The sequence below is a fragment of the Falsiroseomonas sp. E2-1-a20 genome, assembly GCF_051433195.1.
Lineage (GTDB): Bacteria > Pseudomonadota > Alphaproteobacteria > Acetobacterales > Acetobacteraceae > Falsiroseomonas.
Window position 1 is genome coordinate 427,162 of the sequence record NZ_JBHMFT010000001.1, and the last position, 12,617, is coordinate 439,778.

The window sequence follows — 12,617 nt, forward strand, 5'->3', positions numbered from 1 at the left end:
CCATGGCGGGCGGTGGCTTCGGAGGCCGTAAATCCGTGCGCGGCGGCCGCGCCAGCTACCGGCCGATGAGTGAGATCAACGTCACGCCGCTGGTCGACGTGATGCTGGTGCTGCTCATCATCTTCATGGTCGCCGCCCCGCTGATGACGGTGGGCGTGCCGGTGGACCTGCCGCAGACGCAGGCCGCCAACCTGAACCAGGAACAGGAACCGCTCACCATCTCCGTTACCGCCGATGGCCGGGTCTTCCTGCAGGAATCCGAAGTGGCGCTGGACGCGCTGGTGCCGCAGCTGCGCGCCATCCTGACCAGCCAGCAGCAGGCGCCGGGCACGCCGGAGCGCCGCATCTTCGTCCGCGGCGACCGCGCCATCAGCTACGGCCGCGTCATGGAGGTGATGGGCACCGTCAGCTCCGCCGGCTTCTCCCGCGTTGCCTTGCTGGCCGAAGCCCCCCAGGGCCGGGCGCCGAGGTAGCCACTTGGTCGCCCTCCTCCTCCAGCCCGAGCCCGAGGACCGCGCCCTGCGGCGCTGGGCCGCGGTATCGCTCGGCCTGCATGTGCTGCTGGGCGTCGCCGGGCTGCTCTACGGCTATGTCCGCCCGCTGCCGCCGCCGGTCGAGATGGCGATGACGGTGGAGTTCACGAACCAGGAGCCTCCGGCCGTGGCGCAGGGCGAACAGCCCGGCCCGGCCGCGCCGCAGGACCCCGTGCCGGCCCCGCCGGAGCCCTCGCCCTCGCCACCTTCGCCGGCGCCGCCGACCACGGCGCCGCCGCAACCCACTCCGCCGCCCCCGCCGCCACCCCCGGCGCCGGCCGCACCCGCCGTGCCTGGGCCCACCGCGCCGTCGCCGGTGCCGCCGCCGCCGGCACCCCCCGCCGCGCCGCGCGTCGTCGCGCCGGCTCCGGCCGCACCCGCGCCGGCCCCGCCGACGCCCGCAGCAGTGGCACCCGCACCGCGACCGGCTGCCGCGCCACCGCCGCCGCCGACCGAATCGCTGCCCGCCCCGCCGCCGCCACCGCCCGCGCCGGCACCCCCGGCCCCGACGCCGGCCGCCCCGGCACCGCCGCGTCCCGCGACACCGGCGCCGGCCGCGCCCGCCACGCCCGCACCGCCGGCAGATCGCCCGGTTCCGCTGCCGCCGCCAGCCGCGCCGCCCTCGACGCCGCAAGCCGCCGGCACCGGTACCACGCCCCCCGTGGCGCGGCCGGAGGAACGTTCGAACAGCGTGCTCAACACGCTGGAGCGCCTGCGCCAGCAGCAGGCCGCGAACCGCCCGCCGACCGCGCGCCCGACGCCGCAGCCCGGCCGTCCCGCGCCCGCAGGCGGCGCCCCCACCGGCACGGACCTGCTGAATGCCGGCGAACGGGCCGCGGTGGGCGAGCGCATCGCGGAATGCTGGCGCGTCGACCAGGGCATGCTCGGCCTGTCCGAGATGCGGGTCAGCCTGGTCGCCATCGTCGATCGCGCAGGCGTCATCCGGAATGTCGAGCCGGGGCCCGACGGGGTGCCAGGCGAACCGCGTGCGCGTGCGCTATATGAGCAGGCGCGCCGTGCGCTGCGTGACCCGGCCTGCAGCCCCCTGCCGGTGCCGCCGGGCCGCCTCCAGGCCGGTGAGAACCGGTTCCAGTTCAATTTCACTCCGAGGGGATTCCTCCGATGACACTGCCAGGCTTCGGCTTCACGCGCCGCACGGTGCTGACGGGTCTTGGCGGGGCCGTGGTGGCGAGCCTGCTGCCCGATTCGCTGATGGCCCAAGGCACGGCCCAGACCACGGTCATCGACGTCACCCGCGCCCGCACCGACCCGGTGCCGATCGCGGTGCCGGACATGGCCGGCGCAAGCCCCGACGCGCAGCGCACCGGGCGCGACATCGCCCGCGTCATCCAGGCCAACCTGCGCAATTCCGGGCTGTTCCGCCCGGTGGACCGGCAGGCCTACATCCAGACGCCGGAGACCGCCGCCGCCAATCCGCGCTTCCAGGATTGGCGCGTGATCGGCGCGCACGCCCTGACCACCGGCCGCGTCCAGGTCACCGGCGGCCAGGTGCGAGTGGAATTCCGGCTGTGGGATGTCCTCGCCGATACGCAGCTGCAGGGCACCGCCTTCACCGCCCCCGCCGCGCAGTGGCGCCGCATCGCGCATCTGATCAGCGACGTGATCTATGAGCGGCTGCTGGGCGAGAAGGGCTATTTCGACACGCAGATCGTCTACATCGCCGAATCCGGCCCGCGCGACCGCCGCACCCGCCGCATGGCGCTGATGGACCAGGACGGCGAGAACCATCGCTTCCTGACCGATGGCAGCTTCCAGGCGCTGACGCCGCGCTTCCACCCGACGGCGCGCCAGGTCGCCTTCATGTCCTATTTCCGCAACCAGCCGCGGGTGTATCTGTTCAACCTGGACAGCGGCCAGCAGCAGGTGCTGGGCAGCTTCGGCGGCATGACCTTCAGCCCGCGCTTCCATCCGGATGGCCGCAGCGTGATCCTCTCGGCCAGCCGCGGCGGCGATGCCAACATCTATGTCGTCGACATCGCCTCCCGCCGCGAACGCGCGCTGACCTCGGGCGGGTCGCTGGACGTCTCGCCCTGCTATTCGCCGGATGGCACGCAGATCGTCTTCAATTCGGACCGCGGCGGCGACCAGCAGTTGTATGTCATGTCGGCGGATGGCGGCGGGGCCCGGCGCATTTCCTTCGGCAATGGCCGCTACGCCACGCCGGTCTGGTCGCCGCGCGGCGACCTCATCGCCTTCACGCGCATCTCCGGCGGCCAGTTCGGCATCGGCGTGATGCGCCCGGATGGCTCTGGTGAGCGGATCCTCAGCGAGGGCTGGTCCATGGAAGGACCGAGCTTCGCGCCCAATGGCCGCGTGCTGGCCTTCTACCGGGAGACCCCCTCGCGCGATGCGCGCGGCGGCGGCTATTCCTCCCGCCTCGCGCAGATCGACATCGCCGGCTTCAACGAGCGGCAGATGGTGACGCCGACGGATGCCTCCGATCCCGCCTGGGGCCCTCTGCTTTCGTGATGACCCGATTGCCTTGTTGCCGCCACACGCAGTGTTGATAATGAGGCGTTGGGGCGTGTTCCGCATGGGCGCGCCCCAGACCCGACCTGAAGGATCCTGATCGCGATGAACACCAAGCTCCTCGGCGCGCTGGGCGCCGTGGCCCTGCTGGCTGCCTGCGGCAGCGGCACCGAGCAATCCTCCGCCGCAACCGGCGGCGGCGCCGAGACCACGGCCAGCGGCCCGCGCCCGGGCAGCCAGGAAGACCTGGTCGCCAATATCGGCGACCGCGTCTTCTTCGACACGGACCGCAGCAGCATCCGCGCCGACCAGCGCGTGGTGCTGGATCGCCAGGCCGGCTGGCTCCAGCGCTACCCGCAGGTCCAGGTCTCCGTCGAGGGCCATGCCGACGAGCGCGGCACCCGCGAATACAACCTGGCGCTCGGCCAGCGCCGCGCCAATTCGGCGCGCGACGTGCTGGTCGCCGGCGGCGTCGCACCGGCCCGCATCGAAGTGATCTCCTACGGCAAGGACCGGCCGGCCGCGCTCGGCTCGAACGACCAGGCCTGGGCGCAGAACCGCCGCGCCGTCACCGTCACCCGCTGACGCCACGAAGCCCTCTCCCCTTTTGGGGGAGAGGGTTGGGTGAGGGGGCCAGGCGCGCTACGAAGCCCGGGTCGGTTTGCCAGCCTCGGCACGACGCCCCAGGGACGACGACGAAGGAACCCATCATGCACCTGACCCGAGCCGTCCTGCTGTGGGCGCTGCTCCTGGCCGGCGCGCTGGCGCTGCCGGGGGCGGCCCACGCGCAGATGGAGACGCGGGAAGGCATCGCCCTGCAGAACCAGATCCTGCAACTGCGACAGGAAGTCGAAATCCTGCGCCGCGGCGGCGCCAACACCCTGCCGCCGCCCAGCCCCGGCGGCTCCTCGCTCGGTGGCCGCCCGCCGGCGGCGGGCGCGGCGCCGCAGGGCGAGTTGGTCGGCGCGCTGCTCGACCGCGTGGCGCGGCTCGAGGAAGACCTCCGCATCCTGCGCGGGCGGTCGGAGGAAGCCGAGTTCCGCCAGCGCAGCCTGCAGGAAAGGCTGGAGAAGCTGGAAGGCGACATCGACTTCCGCCTGCGCCAGATCGAGGGCCAGCGCCAGGGCAGCGCGGCACCCGCCGGCCCGGCCACGGCCGCCGCACCGGCCGCGCCCCCGGCCGCGGCCCGGCCTGCCACGCCGCCCGCCGCGACGCCCGCACCCGCCGCCGTCGCGCGTCCGCCGCAGCGCGCGCTGGCCGAGGGCCAGGCGGCGCTGGACCGCCGCAACTTCACCGCGGCCGAGGCGGCGGCGCGCGAAGTGCTCGCCAGCCGCGAAACGGCACGCCATGGCGATGCGCAGATCCTGCTCGGAGGCGCCCTGGCCGGTCGGCGCGATTTCGCCGGCGCCGCGGTGGCCTATGACGACGCCTTCCGCCGCGCCCCGCGCGGCAGCCGTGCGCCGGAGGCGATGCTCGGCGTCGCCAACGCGCTGATCGGCCTGAACAACAACCGCGACGCCTGTGCCCAGCTGGCCGACCTCCGCGGCCGGTTCCCGGACCTGCGCGGCCCCGTGGCCGAACGCGTGGCCGATGCCCGCCGCCGCGCCCAGTGCCGCTGAGGCCTGCTTTCAACCTCTGATCTCCGGCGCCCCGGCCGCCGCCTTCGTGGAGGCGATGTCGCGCCTCGGCCCCTTCGGCCCCACCCCCGCCCTGGTCGCCGGCGTCTCCGGTGGACCGCACAGCCTGGCGCTGGCGCTTCTGCTCGCCGACTGGGTTGCATCCTGCGGTGGCCGCCTGCTGGCCGGCATCGTCGACCATGGCCTGCGCCCGGACAGCGGTGCGGAGGCGGCTCAGGTGGCAGGATGGCTCGCGGCGCGGGGGATCCCGGCCAGGATCATGGCCCTCAACCTCCCCCCCGGCCTGGCCGTGCAGGCGCGGGCGCGGGAGGGACGGCTGCAGGCGCTGCTGCACCTGGCCCGTGATCACGGCGCCGGATGGGTCGCGCTGGGCCAGCATCGCGGCGACCAAGCGGAAACCGTGCTGCTCCGCGCCCTGGCCGGCAGCGGCAGGGACGGCCTGGCCGGCATGGCCCGCGGCCGCAGTGCCGGGGATGCTCTGCTGATCCGCCCGGTGCTCGACTGCAGCCCGGCGGCGCTGGAGGCGGTGGTGGCGGCAGCCGGCCTCGCGCCCGTCCGCGACCCGTCCAACAGTAATCCTCGCTTCACCCGCGCCCGGCTGCGCGTGGCATTGGCCGATCCGGATGGGGAGGGGCCGGCAACCGAGGCGCTGGCCGCCGCCGCCGCCGCCTTCGCACGGCGCCGCCTGCATCTGCGCCGGGCCGTCGCGGCACGGATCGCCGAGGCCGCCTGGGTTTCCGAGGCTGGCTTCGCGCGGCTCGACCTGCCGCGGTTCGGGCAGGATGTGGTGGCGCGCGCGGCGCTGGCTGCGCTGGTCCGCGCCATCGGCGGCGCGACCTATGCGCCTGCGCCAGCCGGCGTGGCGGGGCTGCTGGGACGCGGCGCCGGCAGCCTCGGCGGCGCGATCCTGGGGCGCGACGGCCTGCTGATGCGGGAGGAAGCGGCGCTGGCGCCGGCGTGCAGGGCGCGGGATGGCGTGACCTGGGACGGTCGCTTCCGCCTGTCCGGCCAGCCGCCGCCCGGCCTGCTGGTGGGCGCGCTCGGTTCCGCGGCCGCCGGCCTGCCGCGCCCGGGCTGGCTGCCGGCCGCCGTGGCGCCGACCCTGCCGGCTTTCTTCGCGGCGGATGACGGCGCGCTGGTCGCGGTGCCTTCCCTGTCCTATCCTTCGGCGGAATCCTGCCCCGGCGTCCGGCTGCGCTTCGCGCCGCGGGGCGGCGCGGTAGGGTAGCTGCCAGGAATCTGCCAATCCCTGCCGTCACGGCGGCCGAATGGGATGGAAGCATGGCGCCGGGCACCTATGTTCGAAGTCGGAGCGGCCCTCCGTTGCGGGCTGGGTAGTGGCTCAGTCCAGCGGGGAAGCCCCAAAGGGATGCAAACGTGAACAATTTTGGCCGGAACCTGGCGCTCTGGGTCATCGTCGCGCTGCTGCTGGTAGCGCTCTTCAACCTGTTCCAACCGTCCGGCACCGCCACCCGTACGGCGCAGCAGGTCGCCTACTCGGACTTCCTGAACGAGGTCAACGCCGGTCATGTCCGGGACGTGACCATCCAGGGCCGCACCGTCACCGGGCAGCTCAACGATGGCCGCAGCTTCTCCACCTTCACGCCGGAAGACCCGCAGCTGGTCAGCCGCCTGACGGAACGGGGCGTGCGCGTCGTCGCGCGGCCGGAGGAGAGCGACGTCAACCCGCTGTTCCAGATCCTGATTTCCTGGTTCCCGATGCTGCTGCTGATCGGCGTCTGGATCTTCTTCATGCGCCAGATGCAGGGTGGCGGTGGCCGCGCCATGGGCTTCGGCAAGTCCAAGGCCAAGCTGCTGACGGAAAAGCAGGGCCGCGTCACCTTCGACGACGTGGCGGGCATCGAGGAGGCCAAGTCGGAACTCGAGGAGATCGTGGAATTCCTGCGTGACCCGCAGAAGTTCCAGCGCCTCGGCGGCAAGATCCCGAAGGGCGTGCTGCTGGTGGGCCCGCCGGGTACCGGCAAGACGCTGCTGGCGCGGTCCATCGCCGGCGAGGCGAACGTGCCCTTCTTCACCATCTCCGGCTCCGACTTCGTCGAGATGTTCGTGGGCGTCGGCGCGTCCCGCGTGCGCGACATGTTCGAGCAGGGCAAGAAGAACGCCCCCTGCATCATCTTCATCGACGAAATCGATGCCGTGGGTCGCCATCGCGGCGCCGGCCTCGGCGGCGGCAATGATGAGCGTGAGCAGACGCTGAACCAGATGCTGGTGGAGATGGACGGCTTCGAATCCAACGAAGGCGTCATCATCATCGCGGCCACCAACCGGCCGGACGTGCTGGACCCGGCGCTGCTGCGCCCGGGCCGGTTCGACCGCCAGGTGGTGGTGCCGAACCCGGACGTGAACGGGCGGGAGAAGATCCTGCGGGTCCATATGCGGAAGGTGCCGCTGGCATCCGACGTGGAGCCGAAGGTGATCGCGCGTGGCACGCCGGGCTTCTCCGGCGCCGACCTCGCCAACCTGGTGAACGAGGCGGCGCTGCTGGCGGCCCGCACCGGCCGCCGCACGGTCGGCATGGCGGAGTTCGAGGCGGCCAAGGACAAGGTGATGATGGGTGCGGAGCGCCGCAGCCTGGTCATGTCCGAGGATGAGAAGCGCATGACCGCCTATCACGAGGCGGGCCACGCGCTGGTGGCGATGCACGAGCCGGAATGCGACCCCGTCCACAAGGCCACCATCATCCCGCGCGGCCGCGCGCTGGGCCTGGTGATGTCCCTGCCGGCCGGCGACCGGTACTCGAAGCACAAGTCCAAGATGAAGGCCGAACTCGCCATGGCGATGGGCGGCCGTGTCGCGGAGGAACTGATCTTCGGCCCGGACAAGGTCTCCAACGGCGCCTCCGGCGACATCAAGATGGCGACCGACCAGGCGCGCCGGATGGTGACGGAATGGGGCATGTCCGAGAACCTCGGCATGATCGCCTATGGCTCGAACGACCAGGAGGTGTTCCTGGGCCACAGCGTGACTCAGTCGAAGAACCTGTCGGAGGAAACCGCCCGGAAGATCGACGGCGAAATCCGCAGCATCATCGACGCCGCCTATGCCCGCGCCACCAAGGTGCTGTCCGAGAACGTCGACGAACTGCACCTGCTGGCCAAGGGCCTGCTGGAGCACGAGACGATCTCGGGCGACGAGATCAAGCTGATCATCAAGGGCGAGCCCATCGTCCGGGTCCGCCCGGATGAGCCGGTGAACCAGGGCCGTGGCAGCGTGCCGACCAGCGGCCGCCCGAACCCGCGGCCGAGCGCCGGCCCCGGCCCGGGTCTGGCACCCGCCCCCGGAACCTGAACTTCCGCCTGGAAAATGGGTCGGCCCGCGCTGCAAGGCGCGGGCCGTTCCTGTTTTTGCGGCTTTGCCCTCGGGCGTGGGCAGGGCATCGTCGCGGGCCATCGCAGCCGGGGGCCGCCGAGTCGTGACCGAAACCTGGGTCGAACCGCTCGGCCTGATGGGGGGCCAGGCCGCTGCCGCGGCGCTCGCCGCCGATCTCGCCCTGCCGCTGGCCGGCGGGCCGCTCGCCTTCTCCCTGGTCCGGCTGATCGGTCGCGACGCGCCGATCAGCCCCATTCCGCTGACCGAGGTGCCGGAGGCCTGGCAGTCCCAGGTGCTGGCCCTGACCCGCGCGCTGCCACGCTTCGCCGGGCTGGAGATGCCCTGCGAATCTGGTCGGCCATTGGTGATGGGCGTGGTCAACGTCACCCCCGACAGCTTCTCCGATGGCGGCCGCGGCATTGCGGACAGCATCGCCGCCGGCCATGCGATGCTGGAGGCCGGGGCCGACCTGCTCGACATCGGCGGCGAGAGCACCCGCCCCGGCGCCACGCCGGTGGCGCCGGAGGAGGAATGCCGGCGCGTGCTGCCGGTGATCCGCGAACTCGCCAAGGCGGCGACCATCAGCGTCGATACCCGCAATGCCGCGACCATGCTGGCGGCGCTGGAAGCCGGGGCCGAGATCGTCAACGACATCACCGCGCTGCGCCACGACCCCGCCGCCGCCCGCGTGCTGGCGCGGTCGGAGGCCAGCGTCATCCTGATGCACATGCTGGGCGAGGACCCCCGCACCATGCAGCAGGACCCGCGCTACGCCGATGTGGCGCTGGAGGTGGCGCAGTTCCTGGCCGACCGGGTGCAGGCGGCGGAGCGCATGGGCCTGAAGCGGGATCGCCTGGCGGTGGACCCCGGCATCGGCTTCGGCAAGCGCCTGCCGCACAACCTGGCGCTGATGGACCGGCTGCCGCTGCTGGCCGGCATCGGCTGCCCCATCGTCTTCGGCGCCAGCCGCAAGCGCTTCCTTGGCACGCTGGCGGGAATCGAGCAGGCATCGGCGCGAGTCCTGCCTTCCGTCGCGGCCGCGCTGGCGGCGGCGGGGCAGGGGGCGGCGATCATCCGCGTGCATGATGTTGCGGAGACCGTGCAGGCTCTCGCGATCTGGAACGCGCTGGCCTCGGGCTTCGAGGCATCCGACGAATCCTGAGGTCATCCTGGCGTGTGGAACCCATCTGACGCTTGACCTTGGCGCGCGCGGCGGCGGAGGCTTCGTGCAACCGCGGCCGTTCGTGCCGCCCGTCAGGGGAGAGAAACATGCACAACATGCTGTCGCGCCGGCTGCTTCTCGGCTCGGTCCTGGCCGCGCCCGCGCTGTCCGCCCGCGCCCAGGGGACTGCACCAGGCCGCGGCCCCGTCGTCGGCGTCTCCTGGTCCAACTTCCAGGAGGAACGCTGGAAGACGGATGAGGCGGCGATCCAGGCGGCGCTGCGGGCCGGCGGCGGCACGTATCTCTCGGCCGATGCGCAATCCTCCCCGGCCAAGCAGTTGACGGATGTGGAAAGCCTGCTGGCGCGCGGCGCCAAGGCGCTGATCATCCTGGCGCAGGACGCCGCCGCCATCCGCCCCGCGGTGCAGAAGGCGATCGACGAGGGCGTGCCGGTGCTGGCCTATGACCGCCTGATCGAGATGCCGGAGGTGTTCTACCTGACCTTCGACAATGTCGAGGTCGGCCGCATGATGGCGCGCAGCGTGCTGGCCCAGAAGGCCGAGGGCAACTACGCCTTCATCAAGGGCAGTTCTTCCGACCCCAACGCGGATTTCCTGTTCCGCGGCTCGATGGAAATCCTCAAGCCGCACATCGATGCCGGCCGCATCCGCAACGTCGGCGAGGCCTATACCGACGGCTGGCTGCCCGCCAACGCGCAGCGGAACATGGAGCAGATGCTGACCCGCAACAACAACCGCATCGATGCCGTGGTCTGCGCCAATGACGGCACGGCGGGCGGCGCGATCGCGGCGCTGGCGGCGCAGGGGCTGGCGGGCAGCGTGCCGGTCTCCGGCCAGGACGCCGACCGTGCCGCGCTGAACCGCATCGCGCTCGGCACGCAGACCGTGACGATCTGGAAGGATTCGCGGGACCTGGGGAAGAACGCGGCCGAGATCGCGCTGCGCCTGGCCGGCGGCGCGCGTCTGGCGGATGTGCCGGGCGCGACCCAGTGGAACGAGGGCCCGCAGAAGCGCGCCATGACCGCGCGGTTCCTGACGCCGGTGCCGATCACGCGCGACAACCTCGGCACCATCATCGAGGCGGGCTGGGCGCCGAAGGATGCGGTGTGCCAGGGCGTCGCCGCGGGGCGCGTTCCGGCCTGCACCTGAACGTCGTGAAGAGCCCTCTCCCCCAAGGGGGGAGAGGGTGGGGTGAGGGGGAATCGCAGGACCTTGAACACGCTCGTCATCTGGCGCGGCCCCCCTCACCCCACCCTCTCCCCCCTGCGGGTGGAGAGGGCTTTCCCGGTCGGCTGCTAGGGGATGCGGCATCTCGAGGTCGACCCCAGGCTGGTCGGCATGCTGGCGGCGCTGGCCGTCATCTGGGTGGGGTTCGACGTGCTGTCGGGCGGCGCCTTCCTGACACCGCGGAACCTGTGGAACCTGTCGGTGCAGACCGCCTCCATCGGCATCATGGCCTGCGGCATGGTGCTGGTGATCGTGACACGGAACATCGACCTCTCGGTCGGCGCCATCCTCGGCTTCGTCGGCATGGTGGTGGGCGTGGTGCAGGCGCGGCTGCTGCCGGAGTTGCTCGGGCTGGAACATCCGGCGACGGCCTTCATCGCGGTCGCCGTCGGCATCGGCCTCGGCGGCCTCATCGGGCTGCTGCAGGGCGGGCTGATCGCCTATCTCGGCATCCCCTCCTTCATCGTCACGCTGGGCGGGCTGCTGGTCTGGCGCGGCGGCGCCTGGTGGGTGACGCAGGGCCAGACGGTGGCGCCGATGGATGGCCGCTTCCGGATGCTCGGCGGCGGCATCGATGGCGCGATCGGCGCCACGGCCTCCTGGGTCCTGGCGGCGCTGGCCTGCACCGCCATCATCCTGGGCATGGTGATGCTGCGCCGCCGGCGCCTCGCCTTCGGCTTCCCGGTCCGTGCCGCCTGGGCGGAGGGCACGCTGATGGGCCTGTTCTGCCTGGCCGTCATCGGCGCCGTCGCGGTCGCCAACGCCTATCCCATCCCGGTCGGCGTGGCGCGCCGCATGGCGGAGGCGCAGGGCATCCCCTGGCCGGAGGGCGGGCTGTTCATCCCGCATGGCCTGGCGCTGCCGGTGATCGTGGCGCTGGCCGTGGGTATCGCCATGACGGTGCTGGCGACCCGCACCCGCTTCGGCCGCTATGTCTTCGCCATCGGTGGCAATCCGGAAGCGGCGGAACTGTCCGGCGTGAATACCAAGCGCACGCTGGCGATGGTGTTCGGCCTGATGGGCGCGCTCGCGGGCCTGTCCGCCTGCATCGCCACCGCCCGGCTGAACGCCGCGACCAATGCCGCGGGCACGCTGGATGAGCTGTATGTCATTGCCGCCGCCGTCATCGGTGGCACGTCCCTGGCCGGGGGCCTCGGTTCCATCGCCGGCGCGATGCTGGGCGCGCTGGTGATGCAGTCGCTGCAATCCGGCATGGTCCTGCTCGGCGTCGATACGCCGTTGCAGAACATCGTGGTCGGCCTGGTCCTGGTCTTCGCCGTCTGGCTCGACGGTGCCTGGCGGAGGCGGCTGAAGTGAACCAACCCCTCGTCGAGATGCGCGACATCTCCATCGCCTTCGGCGGCATCAAGGCGGTCGATGGCGTCTCCATCGACCTGATGCCGGGAGAGGTCGTGGCGCTGCTCGGCCACAACGGCGCCGGCAAGTCGACGTTGATCAAAATCCTGTCGGGGGCCTATCGGGCCGATGCCGGAGAGATCCTGGTGGATGGCAAGCCGGCCGAGATCCACACGCCGCGCGACGCCAAGACCTACGGCATCGAGACCATCTACCAGACCCTCGCCCTGGCCGACAACGTCGATGCCGCGGCCAACATCTTCCTGGGGCGGGAGATCACGACGCGCTGGGGCATGCTGGACGATGCGGCGATGGAGGCCGAGACGCGCAAGGTGATGGCGCGCCTCAACCCGCATTTCCGGCGCTTCAAGGAACCGGTGCGGGCGCTGTCCGGCGGCCAGCGGCAATCCGTCGCCATCGCGCGGGCCATCCACTTCAACGCCCGCATCCTGATCATGGATGAACCCACCGCGGCGCTCGGCCCGGCGGAGACGGCGCAGGTGGGCGAGTTGGTGAAGCAGTTGAAGGCCCAGGGGATCGGGATTTTCCTCATCAGCCACGACATCCACGACGTCTTCGACCTGGCGGACCGCGTCAGCGTCATGAAGAACGGCCGCCTGGTCGGCACGGCGGAAACCGGCGCGGTGACGAAGGACGAGGTGCTGGGCATGATCATCCTGGGCAAATGCCCGGCCGCCGCGGTGCGCGGCCCCGGCGCCATGGCGGATCAGGTCCCCGGGACGGACGCCGACACGGCCTGAGGCGTCCGGCCACGCTCCACCCAGGATCGAGGGCGCTTTCGCAAAACCTTGTTCGTGCAACGGGCGTCGCTGACGCAGGGTTGAGCGGCGCGACCGTGGAC

The 12,617-nt window shown here is 72.1% G+C and carries 11 protein-coding genes; all 11 read left to right on the forward strand.

All coding sequences use genetic code 11. The features are described 5' to 3' along the window. Positions 1-2: 2 nt before the first annotated feature. Complete coding sequence (gene tolR / locus ACFHPP_RS02090; protein ID WP_437161599.1) at positions 3-473, forward strand: protein TolR; 471 nt, start codon at positions 3-5, stop codon at positions 471-473. Positions 474-477: 4 nt separating this feature from the next. Further along, positions 478-1,659 carry a hypothetical protein gene (locus ACFHPP_RS02095; protein ID WP_437161600.1) on the forward strand — a complete coding sequence of 394 codons (1,182 nt, stop codon included), beginning with the start codon at positions 478-480 and terminating at the stop codon, positions 1,657-1,659. Beyond that, positions 1,656-3,023 carry a Tol-Pal system beta propeller repeat protein TolB gene (gene tolB, locus ACFHPP_RS02100; RefSeq protein WP_437161601.1) on the forward strand — a complete coding sequence of 456 codons (1,368 nt, stop codon included), beginning with the start codon at positions 1,656-1,658 and terminating at the stop codon, positions 3,021-3,023. Before ACFHPP_RS02095 ends, tolB begins: the two co-directional genes overlap by 4 nt. A gap of 105 nt (positions 3,024-3,128) precedes the next feature. After that, complete coding sequence (gene pal / locus ACFHPP_RS02105) at positions 3,129-3,608, forward strand: peptidoglycan-associated lipoprotein Pal (protein ID WP_437161602.1); 480 nt, start codon at positions 3,129-3,131, stop codon at positions 3,606-3,608. Positions 3,609-3,733: 125 nt separating this feature from the next. Continuing rightward, the gene (locus tag ACFHPP_RS02110; RefSeq protein WP_437161603.1) at positions 3,734-4,642 is read left to right on the forward strand and encodes a tetratricopeptide repeat protein; all 909 of its coding nucleotides are present in this window, start codon (positions 3,734-3,736) and stop codon (positions 4,640-4,642) included. Further along, positions 4,614-5,888, forward strand: coding sequence for a tRNA lysidine(34) synthetase TilS (gene tilS, locus ACFHPP_RS02115; protein ID WP_437161604.1), 1,275 nt, complete (start codon positions 4,614-4,616; stop codon positions 5,886-5,888). The genes ACFHPP_RS02110 and tilS overlap by 29 nt, the downstream gene beginning before the upstream one ends. Before the next feature lie 149 nt (positions 5,889-6,037). Continuing rightward, complete coding sequence (gene ftsH / locus ACFHPP_RS02120; protein WP_437161605.1) at positions 6,038-7,969, forward strand: ATP-dependent zinc metalloprotease FtsH; 1,932 nt, start codon at positions 6,038-6,040, stop codon at positions 7,967-7,969. A 124-nt stretch (positions 7,970-8,093) separates the two neighbouring features. Continuing rightward, positions 8,094-9,152, forward strand: coding sequence for a dihydropteroate synthase (folP, locus tag ACFHPP_RS02125; protein WP_437161606.1), 1,059 nt, complete (start codon positions 8,094-8,096; stop codon positions 9,150-9,152). A gap of 107 nt (positions 9,153-9,259) precedes the next feature. Next, on the forward strand, positions 9,260-10,321 hold the full coding sequence (gene xylF, locus ACFHPP_RS02130) for a D-xylose ABC transporter substrate-binding protein (protein WP_437161607.1): 1,062 nt from the start codon (positions 9,260-9,262) through the stop codon (positions 10,319-10,321). Positions 10,322-10,474: 153 nt separating this feature from the next. Further along, complete coding sequence (locus ACFHPP_RS02135; RefSeq protein WP_437161608.1) at positions 10,475-11,716, forward strand: sugar ABC transporter permease; 1,242 nt, start codon at positions 10,475-10,477, stop codon at positions 11,714-11,716. After that, positions 11,713-12,516: an ATP-binding cassette domain-containing protein gene (locus tag ACFHPP_RS02140; RefSeq protein WP_437161609.1), complete on the forward strand. Its 804-nt coding sequence runs from the start codon at positions 11,713-11,715 to the stop codon at positions 12,514-12,516. The genes ACFHPP_RS02135 and ACFHPP_RS02140 overlap by 4 nt, the downstream gene beginning before the upstream one ends. Positions 12,517-12,617: the final 101 nt, after the last annotated feature.

What these genes read in the sequence shown, in the direction of transcription:
- tolR (WP_437161599.1), top strand. Translation starts at nt 3, where the DNA reads ATGGCGGGCGGTGGCTTCGGAGGCCGTAAATCCGTGCGCGGCGGCCGC.
- tolB (WP_437161601.1), top strand. Translation starts at nt 1,656, where the DNA reads ATGACACTGCCAGGCTTCGGCTTCACGCGCCGCACGGTGCTGACGGGT.
- pal (WP_437161602.1), top strand. Translation starts at nt 3,129, where the DNA reads ATGAACACCAAGCTCCTCGGCGCGCTGGGCGCCGTGGCCCTGCTGGCT.
- ACFHPP_RS02110 (WP_437161603.1), top strand. Translation starts at nt 3,734, where the DNA reads ATGCACCTGACCCGAGCCGTCCTGCTGTGGGCGCTGCTCCTGGCCGGC.
- tilS (WP_437161604.1), top strand. Translation starts at nt 4,614, where the DNA reads ATGCCCGCCGCCGCGCCCAGTGCCGCTGAGGCCTGCTTTCAACCTCTG.
- xylF (WP_437161607.1), top strand. Translation starts at nt 9,260, where the DNA reads ATGCACAACATGCTGTCGCGCCGGCTGCTTCTCGGCTCGGTCCTGGCC.
- ACFHPP_RS02135 (WP_437161608.1), top strand. Translation starts at nt 10,475, where the DNA reads ATGCGGCATCTCGAGGTCGACCCCAGGCTGGTCGGCATGCTGGCGGCG.